The sequence below is a fragment of the Shimia ponticola genome (genome assembly GCF_007995215.1).
Classification (GTDB): domain Bacteria; phylum Pseudomonadota; class Alphaproteobacteria; order Rhodobacterales; family Rhodobacteraceae; genus Shimia_B; species Shimia_B ponticola.
In genome coordinates this window covers 73,349-91,481 of the sequence record NZ_VCDK01000007.1, presented here as the reverse complement: position 1 = coordinate 91,481, position 18,133 = coordinate 73,349, and the positions used below count along the sequence as shown (strand labels likewise).

22 protein-coding genes are annotated in these 18,133 nt (G+C 57.3%); 15 read left to right on the top strand and 7 right to left on the bottom strand.

Translation table 11 applies throughout. From position 1 onward, the window contains the following. From FE702_RS17215 to FE702_RS17200, 4 genes are all read right to left on the bottom strand, one after another. Window positions 1-872 (bottom strand): nucleotidyltransferase domain-containing protein (locus FE702_RS17215; RefSeq protein WP_147127573.1); only part of this gene is annotated, 872 nt, incomplete at its 3' end. A gap of 127 nt (window positions 873-999) precedes the next feature. Continuing rightward, window positions 1,000-2,064, bottom strand: coding sequence for a CBASS cGAMP-activated phospholipase (locus FE702_RS17210; protein ID WP_147127572.1), 1,065 nt, complete (start codon window positions 2,062-2,064; stop codon window positions 1,000-1,002). Next, window positions 2,012-2,527, bottom strand: coding sequence for a type II CBASS E2 protein (locus tag FE702_RS19025; protein WP_488168919.1), 516 nt, complete (start codon window positions 2,525-2,527; stop codon window positions 2,012-2,014). Before FE702_RS19025 ends, FE702_RS17210 begins: the two co-directional genes overlap by 53 nt. 13 nt (window positions 2,528-2,540) lie before the next feature. Further along, complete coding sequence (locus FE702_RS17200; protein WP_147127570.1) at window positions 2,541-3,872, bottom strand: nucleotidyltransferase domain-containing protein; 1,332 nt, start codon at window positions 3,870-3,872, stop codon at window positions 2,541-2,543. Between the two features lie 145 nt (window positions 3,873-4,017). Here FE702_RS17200 and FE702_RS17195 point away from each other — a divergent pair, with 145 nt between their 5' ends. Then, on the top strand, window positions 4,018-4,353 hold the full coding sequence (locus FE702_RS17195) for a helix-turn-helix domain-containing protein (RefSeq protein WP_147127569.1): 336 nt from the start codon (window positions 4,018-4,020) through the stop codon (window positions 4,351-4,353). After that, on the top strand, window positions 4,350-5,237 hold the full coding sequence (locus FE702_RS17190; protein ID WP_147127568.1) for an ImmA/IrrE family metallo-endopeptidase: 888 nt from the start codon (window positions 4,350-4,352) through the stop codon (window positions 5,235-5,237). The genes FE702_RS17195 and FE702_RS17190 overlap by 4 nt, the downstream gene beginning before the upstream one ends. Before the next feature lie 145 nt (window positions 5,238-5,382). Here FE702_RS17190 and FE702_RS17185 read toward each other — a convergent pair whose 3' ends face one another. Next, window positions 5,383-6,087 (bottom strand): RES family NAD+ phosphorylase, encoded by a 705-nt coding sequence (locus tag FE702_RS17185; RefSeq protein ID WP_222611833.1) that lies wholly within the window; start codon window positions 6,085-6,087, stop codon window positions 5,383-5,385. Continuing rightward, window positions 6,084-6,500, bottom strand: a complete 417-nt coding sequence (locus FE702_RS17180) for an antitoxin Xre-like helix-turn-helix domain-containing protein (protein ID WP_147127567.1) — start codon at window positions 6,498-6,500, stop codon at window positions 6,084-6,086. Before FE702_RS17180 ends, FE702_RS17185 begins: the two co-directional genes overlap by 4 nt. Before the next feature lie 394 nt (window positions 6,501-6,894). On the opposite strand from FE702_RS17180, the gene FE702_RS17175 reads away from it, so the two are divergent. After that, complete coding sequence (locus tag FE702_RS17175) at window positions 6,895-7,248, top strand: hypothetical protein (RefSeq protein ID WP_255449724.1); 354 nt, start codon at window positions 6,895-6,897, stop codon at window positions 7,246-7,248. Between the two features lie 6 nt (window positions 7,249-7,254). Here FE702_RS17175 and FE702_RS17170 read toward each other — a convergent pair whose 3' ends face one another. After that, window positions 7,255-7,473, bottom strand: coding sequence for a hypothetical protein (locus tag FE702_RS17170; RefSeq protein ID WP_147127566.1), 219 nt, complete (start codon window positions 7,471-7,473; stop codon window positions 7,255-7,257). Window positions 7,474-8,127: 654 nt separating this feature from the next. On the opposite strand from FE702_RS17170, the gene FE702_RS17160 reads away from it, so the two are divergent. From FE702_RS17160 to FE702_RS17105, 12 genes are all read left to right on the top strand, one after another. Further along, window positions 8,128-8,745, top strand: coding sequence for a lytic transglycosylase domain-containing protein (locus FE702_RS17160; protein ID WP_147127564.1), 618 nt, complete (start codon window positions 8,128-8,130; stop codon window positions 8,743-8,745). Further along, a complete protein-coding gene (locus FE702_RS17155) occupies window positions 8,742-9,032 on the top strand; it encodes a TrbC/VirB2 family protein (RefSeq protein WP_147127563.1) in 291 nt (96 codons plus the stop codon). The genes FE702_RS17160 and FE702_RS17155 overlap by 4 nt, the downstream gene beginning before the upstream one ends. 11 nt (window positions 9,033-9,043) lie before the next feature. Continuing rightward, window positions 9,044-9,325, top strand: coding sequence for a VirB3 family type IV secretion system protein (locus FE702_RS17150; RefSeq protein WP_147127562.1), 282 nt, complete (start codon window positions 9,044-9,046; stop codon window positions 9,323-9,325). Beyond that, window positions 9,315-11,678, top strand: coding sequence for a VirB4 family type IV secretion/conjugal transfer ATPase (locus tag FE702_RS17145; protein ID WP_147127561.1), 2,364 nt, complete (start codon window positions 9,315-9,317; stop codon window positions 11,676-11,678). The genes FE702_RS17150 and FE702_RS17145 overlap by 11 nt, the downstream gene beginning before the upstream one ends. Before the next feature lie 232 nt (window positions 11,679-11,910). Further along, window positions 11,911-12,990 carry a lytic transglycosylase domain-containing protein gene (locus tag FE702_RS17140; protein WP_147127580.1) on the top strand — a complete coding sequence of 360 codons (1,080 nt, stop codon included), beginning with the start codon at window positions 11,911-11,913 and terminating at the stop codon, window positions 12,988-12,990. Between the two features lie 59 nt (window positions 12,991-13,049). Next, a complete protein-coding gene (locus FE702_RS17135; RefSeq protein ID WP_147127579.1) occupies window positions 13,050-13,820 on the top strand; it encodes a type IV secretion system protein in 771 nt (256 codons plus the stop codon). A gap of 13 nt (window positions 13,821-13,833) precedes the next feature. After that, window positions 13,834-14,490 (top strand): VirB8 family type IV secretion system protein, encoded by a 657-nt coding sequence (locus FE702_RS17130; RefSeq protein WP_147127560.1) that lies wholly within the window; start codon window positions 13,834-13,836, stop codon window positions 14,488-14,490. A gap of 2 nt (window positions 14,491-14,492) precedes the next feature. Continuing rightward, window positions 14,493-15,191: a TrbG/VirB9 family P-type conjugative transfer protein gene (locus FE702_RS17125; protein WP_147127559.1), complete on the top strand. Its 699-nt coding sequence runs from the start codon at window positions 14,493-14,495 to the stop codon at window positions 15,189-15,191. Then, on the top strand, window positions 15,188-16,549 hold the full coding sequence (locus tag FE702_RS17120) for a TraB/TrbI/VirB10 family type IV secretion system protein (RefSeq protein WP_147127558.1): 1,362 nt from the start codon (window positions 15,188-15,190) through the stop codon (window positions 16,547-16,549). Before FE702_RS17125 ends, FE702_RS17120 begins: the two co-directional genes overlap by 4 nt. Then, complete coding sequence (locus FE702_RS17115) at window positions 16,549-17,532, top strand: ATPase, T2SS/T4P/T4SS family (protein WP_147127557.1); 984 nt, start codon at window positions 16,549-16,551, stop codon at window positions 17,530-17,532. The genes FE702_RS17120 and FE702_RS17115 overlap by 1 nt, the downstream gene beginning before the upstream one ends. Continuing rightward, window positions 17,529-17,729 (top strand): hypothetical protein, encoded by a 201-nt coding sequence (locus FE702_RS17110; RefSeq protein WP_147127556.1) that lies wholly within the window; start codon window positions 17,529-17,531, stop codon window positions 17,727-17,729. The genes FE702_RS17115 and FE702_RS17110 overlap by 4 nt, the downstream gene beginning before the upstream one ends. 167 nt (window positions 17,730-17,896) lie before the next feature. Further along, window positions 17,897-18,130: a hypothetical protein gene (locus FE702_RS17105; protein ID WP_147127555.1), complete on the top strand. Its 234-nt coding sequence runs from the start codon at window positions 17,897-17,899 to the stop codon at window positions 18,128-18,130. Window positions 18,131-18,133: the final 3 nt, after the last annotated feature.

Genomic DNA, 18,133 nt, shown 5'->3' with positions numbered 1-18,133 from the left:
TCAATGTGTCTATCCATGCTGAAGAGGATGGCGAAAAGAGCAGAAGCAAGATCGTTTTCCGAGCCGTAGCTTCTCGCAGCTAAAGTCGCGATAATGATCGAAATCGGTTTTTCATCGCGTCTGTCCTCAAACATCATGTCTCGATGACGTTTCAGAAGCTGTACGACACCCTGTAGCGGCGTCTTAACGCGAAACATTGGGACATCATCGACGCTATCGAAGATACCGCTGCGTTCTTCTTCAAAAATCGCTTGGCGACGTTCTCGATAGACATCCCCACCTTGCTCGGCAAACCAGCTAGCAAAACCCTTGGGATTGCTATGTGGCCAAGTGGGCGTGATCTTTTTGAAATTTGGGTCTCTTTGGTCTGTGATAGCAAGTGAAGTATCAGTCCACCTCGTATCCAGCTCGCGCTGTTCGAGCAAGACACGCCTGCCCTCAGCGTCTGGGATGGCGGGAAGAACATCCATGTGGAACTTAGAACCATCTGCATAGAGAAGGGTCCAACAGCGGTTTCCCGGTTCATCAATGCTGACGCCGTGAGCATCAGCGTAGGACTTCACCTCATAGCCAACGAAGTTCTTGACGAGCTGTTGTGTGTCCTCTGCCTTGCTTCCTTTGATCTCGCAGACGACATCGATGTCCAAGTCATCATCCGACGAACTCGGCTTAATAGCGGTGCCGAGACGGAATGATCCTTGCACGTACACATTTGGGGCTCGGTTGCGAAGCTCCGACTTAGGCCGCTCAAGCCAATCGCCAAGTGATTTATACGCTCTTTGAGCCTGCTCATACTGAGTTTGCGTAACCTCAATTTGTTCCAGCAGCTTCTCCAAAAAACTGGAACTAAAAGGCGAAAAGAGAATGCTCATTTAGTTTTCCACTCCAAATAGTCTCTGCAAAAAATGTCCTGAGATTTGGCGACTGACATTCGTAAGCCCAGAGTCGGTGAAAAGTTGCTGTCTAGTGACATTGGGGAATGAAACTTCCGAAACACAGTCACTCACACCCATCTTTTTGTTTCCCATGAAAAAAACCTACCCGAGGCCTTTCCTCATCGAAGAAAGATTCTAACCGCTGTGCGTTCTCCTCAACAAGCCGTCTTGCTTGTGCAGGAAGCTCATCACGTGCTCTTTCAAAGTCGTCCATCGCAATTGGAGCCAATGAAGGTCCAGTTGTTAGCCGTAGCAATCTGTCCCTCCCTATAAGCAGACCGGCCTGACCAAGTGCGTTTTGGCTTTGGAGATGCATGGCTGTCTCAATGATTGTGCGCCAGTGAAACATCCCGCCCCACTTAATCTGCGAGTCTGACAGGCGCAGATCCTGTTCGCCACATCCGAGAGATAGAATGTCGACGGCATGTCGGTCGAGATCAAAACACGAAAGCGCATCAACCAACGCGACCATGGCTGGATTGTTTGCCCAAACACCTCCATCGGTAAAGTGACGCGTACCATTTCGGTAGGTCGAAAAGAAGGTAGGCGCTGCGGAGGTCGCGAGTGCGGCTGTCACGATCTCCTCCTGCCAGTCTAGGCGAAAATCAGGGTGATGCGGGGTCTTTAGGACGGTGACCTCGTTGTAACCATCAAAGGTCGGAATGTTCAGCCGCCGATCCAAAGTCCCAAGAGTTCTGTTGCCGAAACAGTCCCTAAGCGCGCGCTCCAAGGGCTCTCGGTCATAGCGGTAGACGGCCATGTTGCGCGCAAATCCGTAGACGGATTTTACCGCCCGACCCAAAGCAAATGTCGGAGTCCAGCCTTTGGGAAAGATCTTCCCGCCGTGGGTAAGGTAAATGTCGAGAACCTCAGCCGCACGCATACCAGCGCTCAGACCAAGCGCGATTATGCCGCCAGTCGATGTCCCTGCCAGCAAATCGAAATAGGCCGCTGCGGACCCGCCTTTCAAAAATCGCCGCTCGCACTCAGCCAACACGGCGGCAGGCAATATACCCTTTATTCCGCCACCATCTATCGAGAGGATGCGGAAGGTGTCGGCCGTCCATTCAAGCTGTTCACGCCGATGAAAAATCGTGCCGTGTGACCGCCGCGACTGAGGTTGATCCATGGTAACGTTCCAATGCTGCCGCGACTGGGTTGCGGCTATCTGTTTCTGACCTGATGTGTTTGCCCGTGCCGAACCATTTGCCGGTCAACAACCAACTCTCGTAGCAGCTGAGCCAGTTAGAGGCCCAAGGGATGGTGGTATTGCTAATGCGATCATCTGGTGTCCATTCGTTTGCTTCATCATCAAAGAGGCAAAGAAAGGGACCGATCCGCTGCGTTCGTGGATGTGCGAAATAGACATGCGGTAGCGAGCCTTCCGCATTTCCAAATCTCCGTATCAGCGTCGGACTTAACACCTCTACCAGAGGCTGAAGATAGAGATTTGTCCGCCCCTCGGGCAACAGAGGCTCGGTGTATTCCACGCGCAACCGATAGGTCGTCTTGTGAGGCGTGAGCGTGCCATGCCAAACGGCGGTTCGTTTGTCCGGCTGATCGCACGACCAGGTCGGAAGAACGGCGTGCATATCCGTAATCTGGTTACCAACAGTTATCATCGGGCACGACGCCCCCCATGTTGGTGTTGGCTCGGGCAGGTGTGATGAGGCCGCTCGCAGCCGCGACACCGGCCCCCAAAGCAGGGGCCGCAGGCTTGAACTCTCCGCCCGGTTTCATTCCGACGGTGCCGTGCTCAAGCTGAACCATCCGCGCCTGATGATACGCCTTCAGCGCTGCTTCACCGGCTTTCTCGCCGAAGAGATCGTCGAATGTTGACTGAATTACCGCTGGGTCGAAGCCTACGCGCTGAAGGGTTTTCAGACGGTCAATGAGTGTCTGGAGATCACGGGCCCACAGTTGCTGGTCACTCCGTCGTTCAGGCCACCGGTCGGTGAAGATGTCGGGTGTATGTGCCGGATTGCGAACCTCCAACAACTGCAGGCAGCTTTCGGCATCCTGGATGCGGCGGCGCATACGTGTAGCCAGTGCAATGACCTCGTCAACGAGACTGTCCTGCACAGGACCGGCTTCCAGCGCGATCGCAGCCATGATGATTGAGGGAGGTTTCCGTTTGCCGCGGTGGTCATCATGTTTGCGGAACCGCTTGTCACGAAAACGCTTGATCAATTGCAGAGCAACAACGCGCGGAGACTTTTGGTCGAGTGGGACATGGACAGGCATCGGTTGGGTATCAGCCTTAATCATGCCGCCGTCAGACGCCATGCGCTTTGCCATGGTTTCGTAAGTTTCGCCGTCTACGAGGAAACGCCGCGCGTCAAAACGATCCTGGAAGACTGCGCTGGTCTCGATATGGCCATTGAAGTGGTCGGCAAACCCCTTTGGGTTCACCTCCTTGTGATAGCAAGTGCCCGTTTCCGGCTTGTGGTGGAACAGGGACGCGACACGCTCCGGAGTGCCAGACAAGCGAACAACCGGCATCAGATCCACGGTCACGCCATCCGGATATGTCACCGTCACACAACGGCTGTTCTTTTCAATCAGATAGTCGTGATACTTGCTGCCCGGATCGCCCTTGATTGCCTTGTAGAGCGTGGTGAGCACCCATTCAGGGTCGCTTCCCGGCAGCACGCTCAGTTCAATGACAGCGTCGACATCATGTTGATCTCGCTTCAGACGAGATCGTGTCGGTGCATGAATGGCGAAGCTGCCGGATGCATAAATCTCATCGACAAGGTCTTCAAACGGACTCCCGGGCCGATCCACGTAGCTTGCCAAACCACGGTAATGAGCTTCCGCCTCGCGGTGCATTGTCAAGGTGATCTGGATGGCACGGGCCACATCCATGAGCGCAGCCTCAACGGGATCAATATCCAGGCGGCGCGCGTAATCTTCAAAGTTTGTTCTTACATTCATTTCTTTCTGCCCCCTCAGGCTTGACGGATTCTACGATCTGTCTTACAGTTATTGACGTTTTCGTAGGACGTTTCGTGAAAGAAAAAGCCGCGGGCAAGCGGCAATCATCCTACGATATCGTCATAGTAACACAACTAAGGGCGTCATGTCAAACTCAACGGACGAAACGGGAGGATTCGGCGAAAGATTACGCCGAGCCAGAGAAAACAGAGAACTAAATCAAACCGAATTGGCCGCAAAGGCCGGCCTGCAACCATCCGCCATCGGACACTTCGAGAAGGAGCGACGAAAACCATCTTTCGCCAATATCCGATCCCTCGCAAAGGCATTGAATGTGACTTCAGACTACCTTCTAGGGAGGACCTCGGAGATGGGCCAGGCGACGACAGCGTTCCGGGGGGAAGAGAACCTTTCTGACGGCGACAGAGAGCACATCCAGATGATGATTGACTTGATGAACCAAAAGAAAGCGGAGAGATGAGCAAGTTCCGCCTCGCTACGGCGCGACGTCAGGGCGAGCTGAAAGCCAAAGAGATGGGGTTTGACAGCTTCCCAGTTGACCCATTTGCGATCGCGGAGGCCGAGGACATCATTGTCGAGCCAAAGCCGCCTGATCGCCCAGGCGTCAGCGGAGGAATTATTTTCTTCGAAGATCGTGTCGGCATTTTCTATGCGACAGATATTGTGAGCAAGGGTTTTCGGAGATTTACGGTATCACACGAGCTTGGGCACTACTTTCTGGAAGGACATCCGGAGGAAATCCTTAAGTCAGCTCCGATCCACATCTCGAAGGCGGGTTTTTCGCAAGGGTCAAACTCCATTGAGCTTGAAGCCGATCACTTCGCGTCTGGCCTGTTAATGCCGTCTAGGCTTGTTTCTAGTATTATCGGGTCAAGCCGCGTTGGCCTCGATGCGATCGTGACGCTGGGAGACAGCGCGGAGTGCTCGCTGACGGCTTCAGCGATCAGGGCCGCCGAGTGTTGCGACTATCCGATGGCGGTGATTGTCAGTTCAGGTGACAAAGTGGCCTACGCATTTCTGTCCGATAGCTTCAAGAAACTCGACAAGCTCACCTTGCTTCGCAAGGGCGTGCCTCTACCAGACAGCCTAACGCGCGAATTCAATCGGAAGCCCGGCAACGTTGCTTCGGGTCGGACCGAATGCGGGCAGACGACCCTTGCAAACTGGTTTTCTTGCACTCGCCGCTTGCCCCTGGACGAGGAGATTGTTGGATTAGGTAGCTATGGTTTCACACTGACCGTGTTGTCCAGCGACGAACTCGCAGAAGATCCAGACGATGAAGACTTGGCGGAAGAAGAAGCACTCATCGAAAGTTGGACACCACGGTTCGCTCGGGGGCGTTAGAAATTGAATCGCAAGTAAGAGCCTTGTGACCCAGCAGTTCCGTTTCTGGGTTAGTTTACAAACGTCGGCTTTCAGCCGACGGCAGGACTGCCGCGCACCTGCAGCGAAAGTCCGGTTTCCGCCCGGCCTGCCAAAGACGAGACCCCTACTCGCGTGTGATTTCAGGAGTGGCCTCTCCTCTCCAGGCGAAGGTCCAGGTGTCGCCTTGGCGGACATTCTGAATCAAGTGCGGGCGAAACGCGACGAGGCAGCGCCCGCCATCTCGGCGTGTTGACGGATAGAGCAGCCCGTTGCCGCCTGACCCCAGCATGTCCTGCGCAAGCGTTTGGCCGATCGGGTATGCGACGCGAGGTTCTGGACTTAGGACCTCCTCCCCTGCCCTGTCCGTCAGGTCATGCATCCGCGTCGTGAAACCAGCCAGCAATTCGCGATACGCCGTCAGGTTCTCGAAGACACCCGTTGCTTCCAACTCGCGCGTCAGATGCCAGGACACTTCGGCTTGCGCTGTGAGGGCTGCTTCCTCGCCGTAGCTTGCATACCAGGCCCCGCGTTCCGGGCCGTTGAACCGGTTGCCTGTAGCCCGTGTGTAGCAAAACGCGGCATTGATGTACGTCCATCCATACCCGGCCGCCGCGGTTAACAACTCGGCAGGGTCAAGCCCGCCCGGGACAGGAAGCGTCACAGTTCGGCGCGCTGAGGTCAGCCCTTCGATCTCTTCAAGGACCGCCAGATCGTCCTCATCGTCGGCCAGCGGCGCCATGGCCGGCTCGTCGATATAGGCCGTGGAGATCAGGCGGATTGTCGTCGGATCGGTGAAGTCGACTTGATTGAGGTCTTCGGCTCTGATCACACGCCGCCCCGGAGCGCATCGACGTGTTGTCTGACTTTCACCATCGCCGGAATGCCACCATCGCACATGACCTGAACCGGGCTTCGGCCGTTGAAGCCCGGACCCGTGTTCGCGGTTTTTGGCCAGCCATAGGTCAGCGGACCGTTGAACAAGAGCCTGAGTCCCTTGAAGAGACCGATCAGAAGGCTCGCCCGTGTGACTTTGTCCTGATCGAGCACACCTTTGTAGGTGCCTGCCTTCATTCTGCTCCACGTTGCACTCGGAACATCAAAGAGTGCCGCCGCCTCAGTGTTCGACAAGCCCCATGCGTCGGCAGCGCGGACGACAGCCTTGACGATTGCCGCAATCTTGTCAGCCTCTGCAACGGGTTGCACGGTGCCGTCTTCGGGAGCGAACTGAACGGGTTCCAACATCGAACTTCTCCATATGATGTGATATGGATAGTCATATGATGAAGAATAGTCAAGGAAACGTTGGTTGGGAGTTCGATGAGATTTCAAACTCTGGCCAGCGATCTCCGACAATAGACAGACGATTGCACCAACTTAGGAAAGCTCTCTCTTACTGCCCTCCTGGAGTGACGATCGCCGTCATCAACTCAGCGCAAGACTACAAGATCGACACCTCGATTGACGCGCGTCAACACACCCCGAATGCCCATATGTATTGGATTCCCGGCAACATGGTGCTTAATGCTATCAGCGGAATCGCGCCGATATCATAACATCGTCGCTGCTCGGCTGAGACGTGACTTGGGGCGGCTGACCTTTTCAAGACGAAGGGGTAGAGGCTGGCAAGGGGGAAGGAATGACGTTTGATCTGGGGAAGACCGCACCAAATGTGGTCACCGAAGGTCGTTTGCGAAGCCTGATGGCAGAGGGATTCAATGCAGAAGTCATCTGCACATCGTCCGCCACTCGAAAAGCCGCAGTCTGGTATGGGAAGTGGGTCATTCGCGGTGTGAGCCATGACGGCTCATCTGAACGCTTGCTCGTTCTCTCAAGAGCCTCCGCAGACAAGGACGAAGTCCAAATCCGCGAATTCAAAACCGCCAACGGATTGATCTCTTTCCTCTCCGATCTTGGATGCAGTCACGCCAACATCCCTCTCAAAGAGGGCGGACGGTCAACGCATACCCTGCAGCCTGGCGACGCAGATTGACGCCGCTCAACGGTCCTTGGATACGCTCTCGAGAAAGCGGCCGTATTCCTGGCTGACCTCTTGGGCTTCGGTAAAGGCGCGGGCGCGTTCTTCATCGAGGCACAGGAAGTATCGCTGGATTTCAGCGATGTAGGTTTCGAAATCCTTCTGGATGATATCCGCGAATTCGCGGGCTTGTGCTGGATCGCTCGGAACGAACGGTCGTGGTGGCGCAAGGCAGGTCATCGCATACGCCTGAGATCCGCAGAAAACCGCTGATACTATAAAGATGAAAAGAAGCGCTCGTAGATTGACCACAGCCACTGACTCTCTTTCACGCTCAAAATCAATGAATTAGCCCCTCTTCCGGTAGTCGATCAGCCTATTTTCAATATTATATTGCTGTCAATATTATAATCTCATATCGTAAGCACATCCGTCACCAGCGCCCGGCCTGCAAACCAAGAGGTACGTCCGCAGACATGGGGTCTCAGTCAAGCGAAGGTGCTCCGAATGTGGTTACAGAGACTCTGTTCAAGACCCTCATTGAGAGCGCGTGCAGCGCAGAGGTCGTCTGCGTCCAAACAGCCGAGAAGAAGTCGTCGGTCTGGTATGGCGCCTGGATCATTCGTGTCGTTGATCCGGCGCGAAACTTCGAAAAACTCCTTGTCCCTGCGAGGCACCAAACGGCCCACGGTCCTGAGATCGTTCCAAGAACCTTCAAGACCGCTAACGGCCTCATCTCCTTTCTTGGAGGTCTTGGCTTCACGCATATTACAATCCCGCTTTACGAGGGCGGGCGCGCATCGCACACGCTTCCATCTGACACCGCGTCTGACCCGTCGCATCGTTAGTCTCTTCGCAATCTCCCTGGCACCTGCAGCTGTGCAAGGCGAAGGGATGGTTCTCGTCATGCAGGGCGACGGCTCGCTTCGCGCCTCCTCGTCGCAAAGCAGCTTCGCGCGAAACTACAACGACGGGATTGGCCAAGGATCCGCAAGCGAGGAACTGGCGATCCTTGGGGATGATGAGATTGCCCCCGCCGATGGGTTCAGAACTGGCGGTGTAAGCCGAAGAGCCCTTGCCCCGACCCCGGAAATCCTCTCTGCAATTGACGACACCGCGCTCCGCTATGCCGCCCACCCCGGCCTGAGACGCGCCGGAATCACCGTCACGGAGTGGCGGCTGGTCTTTCGGTCCAATATCGAGATCGAAAGCGCCTACAACCCGGCCGCCCGCAGCCGGGTCGGAGCCATTGGTCTCGGTCAACTGATGCCGGACACGGCACACGCGCTTGGCGTCGATCCCCATGACTGGCGCGAGAACCTCGACGGCTCAGCCCGGTATCTGGCGCAGATGATGGCCGAGTTCGGCGATGTTCGCCTCGCCCTCGCCGCCTACAACGCAGGCCCAGAAGCCGTGGCCCGCCACGAGGGCATCCCACCCTACCGAGAAACGCAAAACCACGTCAGCCGCGTGCTGGCCGTGTTCAACCGGCTTGAAGGAGAGACCTCGTGAAACCAAACCCGAACGCCACCCTGGCTCTGGCCATGCTTCTGTTTGCCATGGCCTCCCCTGCCCTGGCGCAGAGCATCGACCTGTCACCCATCCAGACCCTTCTCCAAGGGATTGTCGACGCCATCACCGGCCCACTTGGTATCGTGATTGGCACCCTCGCCCTGATCGGTGTCTTCCTCTCCTGGCTCTTCGGCATCCTCGATTTCCGCCAGGCACTGTGGGTCCTTGTTGCCATCGCGGGCATCGCCGCTGCGCCGACCATCGTCGCTGCAATCTGGACAACCTGAGGATCACCAAGATGGCAGCGGAACAGTCCCCCCTCTTCACCGGGCTCGTGCGTCCTCCCAAATTGATCGGATTGCCGATCATGTACGCCATGGTCTGGCTGTTTGGGTCCGTTTTGCTGTTCCTGTGGATCCAGCATTGGGCCGTCGCTGTTGCGGCAGCGGCGGCCTATCCGGCCCTTTGGAAAGCGGCGGATTGGGACCCCAATTTCCTAGACGTGGTGGCCACCACTCTGCAGGAAACCCCACCGACCGCAAACCGACGAGTACACGGGGGCGACAGCTATGCCCCGTGACGACGTCCAAGTGCAGGACATGCTTCTTCCGACATGGACCAGCAGGGAAAGACAACTGGCTCATATGCTCCCCTACGTGAGCCTGGTGGACGACCAGACAGTTCGAACGCGCGGCAATGAACTCTTCCAGTGCCTCCGGCTGAAAGGCGTCAACAGCAATACGACAGATGATGTGTACCTCAACAAAACACGGGCGCTCTTTGCGCAGATCATCGCCCAGATCGGTCCGGATTTCGGGTTCTATGTGCACAAGGTCTCGAAGAGGATTGAGCACCACCTGCGGCCGATCGAAGGCGATAATTTCGCTGCAGCCGTCGATACAGAATGGCGCAGATCTCTGGAACAACGTGGCCTTCGGGACAAAACGTTGACGTTGACTGTGGTGCACCGCCCTGCCCTCGTGTCACGTCTGCCCTTCTCGACGCGCAAATCCGTCTCACTACTTGCGACCCAAACGGAAAAACGCTTGCGCCGCCTGAGCGAAGTTGTCGGCTTCCTGAAATCGACCTTCGCGGACATGTCCCCGCGTCTCCTCGAGGCAAGCACGGGTGAGCTTCTGGGCTTTCTTGGAGGCTTGAACACGGGCCAGGAACTGCCCCTTTTCCTGTCCTCTAGATATGGCTTTGTGGCGCATGACGCTGCCAACTGCCGGGTCACCTTCAAGGGCGCAAACTTTGTCGTTTCCGATGGCGCGGTGGGGACGCGTTACGGGACCACATTCGCCATCAAGACCTATCCTCCGAAGACCGCCTGCACGATGTTCGATGACCTGAACCTGCCGGTGGATATGGTCGTCGCCCATTCGTTCACACCCATCAATTCGAACATCATGGCATCGCGGATCAAGCGCCAACGTCGGCTAATGCGCGCCGCCGATGACGGCGCAATCTCATTGGAAGCCCAACTCGCCGACGCACTAGACGATCTGGAATCCAAACGCCTCAGCTTTGGCGATCACCACATGACCGTGACTGTCTTCGGTGACACACCGGAAGAGCTCAGCGCCATTGCCGGGGAGGTGCGCAACATCGGGGCCTCCGAAGGTGTCAATCTGATCACCGAAGCCTTCGCGGCAAAGACCCATTTCTTTGCACAACACCCCGGGAACACCGCTGCCCGGAGTCGCAAGGCGGCGATCACCAACCGAAACTTTGCCGACCTCGCTGCCTTTCATCGCACCCAACTCGGCAAGACCAATGATAAGGTCCCCTGGGGCCAGACAATCACGATGTTCCCGACACCCGAGCAATCCGCCTATCGATTCAGCTATCATGAGCAGGGCGCACCGACCGCCGAGCCTACCGGCGGACACACTCTCATCCTCGGTCGCCCCGGATCAGGCAAGTCCGTACTGTCCGCCTTCCTGCTCACGCAAGCGCGCCGCATCGGGGTGCGTGTCTTCGTTTTCGATTATCGCCAAGGCATGGAGATGGCTGTCCGGGCAAACAGTGGTCGCTTCTCTGCTGTAAAGGCGGGCGAGCCGACCGGGCTCAACCCCCTTCGCACCGAGATCGATGAGCGCGGTCAGGCCTGGTTGTCCGATTGGCTGGCGGCCTTGATCCATCGCGAAGACAAGCCTCTGTCACCAGCCCAAGCCAATCGTATTCAGGAAGTGGTCCGCCAAAACGCAACCGCGGCCCATGACGACCTCCGGAACTGGTCTGATCTCGCGTCACTCTTTGGATCGACGGATGACAATGGCGACCTGCACGAGCGGTTCCTGGAATGGGCGAAAACCGGGCGATACGGCTGGATCTTCGGACAGACAGAGAAGGATACGTTTTCGCTCGAGGGTGAAATCGTCGGCTTCGATCTCACCGGCATCCTCGACAGCGAAAGCGAGAAAGAACGCATGGCCGTTCTGTCCTATCTTTTTCGGCGGGTCGAACGGAAAATCGAAGATCGCAAACCCACCATCATCGTCATCGACGAGGCCTGGAAGGCGCTGGACAATCCCTATTTTGCCGAGCGGTTGTCGAACTGGCTGGTCACCGCTCGAAAGCAAAACGCGGTGGTCGTAATGATGACCCAATATGCCAGCCAGCTGGAACAGACGCGGACCGGCAAAACCATCATCGAAGCCGTTCCAACACAAATCCTGTTGCCCAACATTCGGGCCAGTGCGTCTGACTACGCAATGCTCAATCTCAATGACAAGGAACTCGATGTTCTGCTGAACACCGGGAGCAACTCACGTCTTGGATTGGTGCGGGACGATCAGGGTTCCGTTGTTGTCGACACCGATCTCAGCGCTCTGGGTCCCCTGCTCACAATCCTCGGTGGGATGGAAAAGGGCGAACAGCTGGTCGGCACAGATTATCGAACACGTCCCGACTTCTGGAGACTGCCATGAGACTTCTCGTTCCCTTCTTGATCCTGATCTCAGCCCTCGCTGGATGCGAGCAATACAGACCGTCTGAAGCCAACTGCTTCAGCTTCGTTGCGCGAGGACCTGCCGAGAAGAATTGCAGCTTTATGCCCTTGAGCGATGCCGATCGCAGCACGGGGTGGCTCGAGTGATCTCCAGATGCACAACATATCTTTGCTTTGTCTGCATCAGTGTGGGAACGGCGCAAGCTCAAGGTGTGCCGACTTTGGATGCGGGCTTGGCGGTGCGCAACCAGGCGGCAAATACGCATCGCGAACGTGATCTCGCCGCTCAACGCAAAAAGCTCATCGTCAAGGAGCAGATCGCCGAGATCGAACGCGAGCAACTAAGGGTGCTCCAGCAGATCCTCGACGCTCAAACGAGCTTCGGCGGCCAGGCCATTCCGGGCACCATCGACGCGCTCGAGGCCGGCGGAACGCCAGAGCAAGCTGCAGATTTTCTATACGGCGCTGATGATCCCAACCCAGGCGCCGATCAGATGTTTGGCGATGCCGCACTCAATATTGAGCAGCTCATCATTCGCGTCGCACAGGAGACCCACGGCCTTGGGGGCGTCAGCCGCGCGGGACTGAGCGTCCGCCAATGGCGTGCCCTGCTGCAGGCTCTGATCTGGCAGGAAAGCCGGTTCACGATCGGCGCTCGTTCACCGGTCGGTGCATTCGGTCTGACACAAATCATGCCGGGCACGGCCGGCGATCTCGGCATCTATCCGGAATATTATGACGACCCCTACCTGCAAGTGCATGGCGGCGCGCGGTATCTTGCGGCACAACTAGCGAGCTTCGACGGCAACATCATCTATGCGCTGGCCGCCTACAATGCGGGTCCGGGGCGCGTCATCGAATACAGCGGCGTACCGCCGTTCACGGAAACCCGGCACTACGTCACGGTCATCCCGCAAAAGTACAACGCCTATCTTGCCCGCATGGGCGGCGCTGAAGCGCTAGGCACCATCGATCCGGCCTTACTCGCCAACGCGAACCTGTCCCTGACAAGCGCGGGTGCTGCGACCTATGGCAATCATTCGATGGCCTCTATTCAAGCCGCCGCCATGCGGATTGCCAGCATCGTCGAGCGGATCGGTGAAACGTCGGACCTGCAAGAGTCGATGGCGTTGAACGCCTACGCGCGTGCTGAACTTGTTCGCCTCATCGCCGCACGCACCCGCCTGCAAGCGACCCGAACACGACCCTTGAGCGCGGCCGAGATCGCCATGGCCTCTGCGCAGCTTGAGGAACAGCAATTCATGGATTTCACATTGGAGGACTTGGAATGACACATCGCACTTTCCGCTGGGCGCGGCGCAGTCTTTGCCTAACCGCCTTGGGACTGGTGATGGCAACGGCCCCTGCCCCTTTTTTCATTGCTCCGGCGATCGCCCAAGGCGTGCCGACAGTCGATACGCAAAACATCGCGCAAGAGATCCAGCAACTCCGGCAGATGATCGAAGACGAGGTCCTGCAGAACGAACAACTCGTCCAGCTGCGCGAGCAATTCGCCACGCTTCAGGAGCAACTCGCCCAGCTTCAAGACACCTATGCTGCGCTGACGGGACTGATGGAACTTCCCACTGTCATCCGCACTGAAATGGAGGACGAGCTGAACGGACTTCTTGATCAGGAATTCGGCGACATCCTGGCCACAATTGATGCTATTCGCGAAGGCGACTTTTCCCGGCTTGCGGGCAACAGCGCAGGACGGATCGAAACGCAAATGACACGCGTCCTGGCGGAGGCTGGGTTCGACGAAGACACGCTGCGCGAGATGGCGACGGGCGGCAATGACGGGGCAAGTCGTACCGCGACGCGTGCCACAACCGGTGCTGTCATGTCCGCCGCGGCCCAGACCTCCTACGAGGAGGCGGGCCAGTCTCTGCAACGGGTGGACCGCCTCGTTGGCATGATCGGCGACATGGAAGAACTGAAAGACAGTGTTGATCTCAACACCCGTGTCACGGCGGAACTGGCAATCGCGCTGGTCGCGATGTGGCAACTCGAAGCCGTGCAAACGGTCGGGACCGGACAAACCGGCGTCATCGACGCAGCCACCATCGCCGAAGAACAGCGGTACATGGATTTCACCCTGCCCGAGCTTGAAGCCAGATAGGAGACGCTGGCCAGTGACGCGCGAAGCCGAAATTGTCGAAGAAGAACTGATCTACGGGGCACGCCGCCGCGAGCAGCTATGGCAGCGACTTGCTTTTGCTGGTCTGATCTTCGGTGTTTTGGGCTGTCTTTCGGCCGCAGCCGTCTCAATCCTCGACGTCGATCCTGCTCCTGTTGTAGTGCCCTATGACCCCGAAACCGGTCTGGCGCTTCCCAATGCCTCGGTGGGCGCGGTCTCAGTCACGGAAAACCAGGCCATCATCGAGAGTGCCGTGTTTCGCTACGTGTCCGACCGCGAAACCTACAATCAACTCGACAACGATGTCCGCGTGCGCAGCATTCTCGAGCGCTCCGACGGGGCCGCCGAGACCTCAATGCGCAACATCTGGAACAGTGCAAACACCGACGCCTATCCGCCCAAGGTCTATGGAGCCAATGCCCGCCTCGATGTCGAGGTTCTCAGCATCAACCGGATCGGGAGCAATCGCGCGACGGTTCGCTTGCGGAAGCGTCTGACCTCACCTCAGGGGATCCAGGCTGGTCTTTTCACGGCCACTTTATTCTTCGAGTTCCGTCCTGAGGAACGCCGGTCCATCGACGATGTCTGGACCAACCCCTTCGGCTTCACCGTTACGGAGTATGCCATTCGCTCCGACAGGTTGGAGAATTGACCATGCGCTTGATCCTCCCAGCTCTTTTGTCTGTCTCGGTATCAGTTGCGGCAAACACCGCTTTTGCCGAGGCCATTCCAAGATCAGGGCCGAATGACAGCCGCGTCCGGGTGGCAACATACCAAGACGGGCAGGTCTATCGGCTCAAAGTCAGCCTGACCCATGTGACGACGGTTGAGTTTGGACAAGGCGAAACCATCCGCTCAATCATTGCTGGCGACACCGAAGGTTTTCAACTCGACGGGGTGCCAGGCGGGAGGGCTTTTGCAGTGAAACCCAATGCCCGAGGGGTCCACACCAACATCACCGTTTATACCAACCGACGCAGCTACTACTTCAATGTGACCGAGAGCTCGTCACCCACATTCTACGTGGTCCAGTTTCGGTATCCCGACGAAAACCGGCGACCCACAAACGCGGTTGCGCAACGCGCTCCGAACTACAACTACGCCGCCAGCGATCGGACGAATTTCACACCGTCTTCGGTGTGGGATGACGGCACTTTCACCTTCTTCCGATTTCCCCGCAATGCGCCCGTTCCAGCGATCTTCCAGCACAACAATGGCCGCGAGCGAACGGTCAACAGCACCCAAGTCGAGGATGGTGTTCTGCGGGTCTCTGGTGTTGGTCGCGAATGGGTCCTGAGGCTGGGGGACGAGATCGTCTGCATTCAATCGACCAATGCGGGGGCATCGTCATGAGTGATATCGATGATCTCAGCAAACGCCTCGCTGCACTCGAAGGCACGCAACCGGCCAAACCGAGGTCGAGGCCCTCTCTTCTGGTGGCACTTCTTGGAACGAGCGCGATCACGGTTCTGGGCCTGCTTGCTTACTCAGCTCTGCAGGAAACACCAGAAAACCCGCTCCCGACCGCGCAACCAGAAGAGTTTCAGATGACTGGGGATGGGTTTGGCGAAATTGAGCCCTTCGTGCCCCCTGCCCCGCCGGAACCCGAAGTCGTGGTTGTCGAGTCGGATCCCGAGCCGAATGCGGACTTGCTCGACCAACTTGCAGCTCTTCGTGCCGAGATCGAAGCGCTACAGAACGCACCGGAACCGGTTGTTGAAGAAGACACCGCGGCCGCAGACGCCATCAATGCACTGACGGCGCAGATTGCCGCCCTGGAAGAAGCCTCACAACGAGCGCAGGACCAATTTGCAGAAGAACTCGCCGCGCGAGATCGGGAGCTCCAACAACTGCGGATGGACCTCGACCTCGCAAAACTGCAGACCCCCGCCCCTGCGCCTGGACCGTCAGAAGCCGATCTCCTGGAAGCCGAACGCCTGCGGTTACAACGCGAGGAAGAAGCAAGACGCTTGGCTGAGCTGCAGCGTCGACGGGACGAGGAAGCGGCTTTTCAGGAAGCGCGGATCAAGTCACCGACCATTGCATTTGGCGGCAACAGCACCGGCGAAGGTGAACTCGCGGAACGGACCTTCGAAGACGTGACCGACTTCGTCCTTAACGGCGCCCTACCCTCAACCGTTACCCAAGCCGAGGTCATCGCAAACCCCGGCAATACGATTGTGCAAGGGACGATGATCCAGGCCGCAATGGAGACGGCAATCTCGAGCGAACTCCCCGGGCAGGTCCGCGCGGTCATCACCGAAGACGTGCACTCTTACGACGGGTCCCGCATTTTGATCGCGAGAGGATCAAAGCTGATCGGTCGATACCGTTCAGGTGCGGACATCGCACAAAGCCGCATCACGATTGCCTGGGATCGGATCATTCTGCCCACCAACCAAACGGTCACCATCAGCTCGTTTGGAGGCGATGAACTTGGACGCGCCGGCGCTACGGGGGTTGTCGACACACGCTTCAAAGAGCGTTTCGGCTCGGCGGCGCTCATATCGTTGATCACCGCTTTACCCGGCGCCGCCGCGGCGCAGGTCCAGGATGAAACGTCTGCCGAAATCCTCGAAGATGTGGGTGACGACTTCGCGGACAGCGCCGACAGTGTCATAGACGACTACCTCTCCATCGGTCCGGTGGTCTACGTCGAACAGGGCGCAAGGATCACTGTGATGGTGGACCGTGATCTGGAGATCTTCTGATGTCGGGCGCTTATCTCCAGGCCTCGCTCGACAAGCTCCCCGATGCTTCTCGCGAGGACGTCATCGAGATTTGCATCAACCCTGACGGTTCTGTCTGGGGCGAATTCCAGGGCGACAGATTCATGTCGCCATTGGAAAGCAGACTGACGCCGACCGAGATCAAGGACATCGGCACCCAGATCGCATCGGCCTCAAACTCGACGATCAGCAAAGACAAGCCCATCGTATCCGTGAGCATCAAGTACCGAGACCGCCCGGTGCGCGCGCAAGTCATCATGCCACCGGCAGTCAGCGAAGGCATGTCGATCTCGCTGCGATTTTTTACGTCCCTGCCACTCCACGACGTGGAGCTGAAGTTCCTTTTCGGGACGGAGCGCAGCCTCGAGACAGACAGGTTGAACAGAAACCGGGAGCTTCGAGATGTCGTCAAAGGCGGCGATATCTACGCCGCGATCCGCTTCTGCGTGGCACACAAGCTGAACATGATCGTCTCAGGCGGAACATCGACCGGCAAGACGGTAACTGCGCGTAAGATCCTGTCGTTCGTCGCGCCAGAAGAACGCATCATCACAATCGAAGAAGCTGCTGAACTGATCCCCGCGCAACCAAATGTCGTGACCCTGCTGGCCAGCCGGGAGGGAAGAACACGCAACGCTGACACGTTGCTGACGTCGACTTTGCGCATGCGCCCGGATCGCATCGTACTGGGCGAGGTCAGAGGCTCCGAAGCAATGACATTCCTCGAAGCGATCAATACCGGCCACGGCGGGTCCATGACCACTTTGCACGCCGAAACTCCCCAGTTGGCAATTCAACGCCTAGCGATCGCTGCTCTCAAGACTGAAGTGCCGATGACCCACACCGACATGGTACAATACATCGAAAGCTCAATTGACGTGATCATCCATGCCGCGCGCCATGCAGGCGACCGCGGGATCACGGAATTCTATTTGCCCGGACAGACGGGAGGAAACGCAACATGAAAACCTTTGAACACCAAGTCCTGACGTTTGATGCGAATGACAAAAAGAGCTTTGCTAGAATGCAAGAAACGCTGCGTGAATGGGGCGCCGCAGGCTACGAAGTCGTCTCCGTAGTTGGAACTTCAGTGAATAGTTCCAACTTCACAGTCTTCCTCAAACGTGAGCGGCCGTCGATTGAACTTGAGGCCGCCCAATGACGGCTCGTTTCGCAACCATTTGCGGTGTCCCGTGCATTCTTGCCGGAACTGCCGTCGCTCAACTTGTTCCAGAAGCCGTCGAGACTAGCGAAGTTTGCCCAAACCGTCCAAGCGAGCCAGCGATCATCGCTGACATGGATGTTCGAGAGTCACATAAGAGGATTCTAGTGCAGCGAATGTACCGGGCTGCAGCTTTCCAAAATATTGTCGACGCGGGTCTTTGCACCTGTGAGGCCCGCTTTCCGAGTTGGGACATCGCAGTCGACTATTATCTGGAAAACTACTCTCGCATCGACGACCAGTACGAAGTCCAACAGATCACCAAGACCTATCGCACATCGATTGCTGCAAATCGCGCAAAGGTACGCGAACTCTGCGAAGCCCAAGGCAACTGGGATTGAACC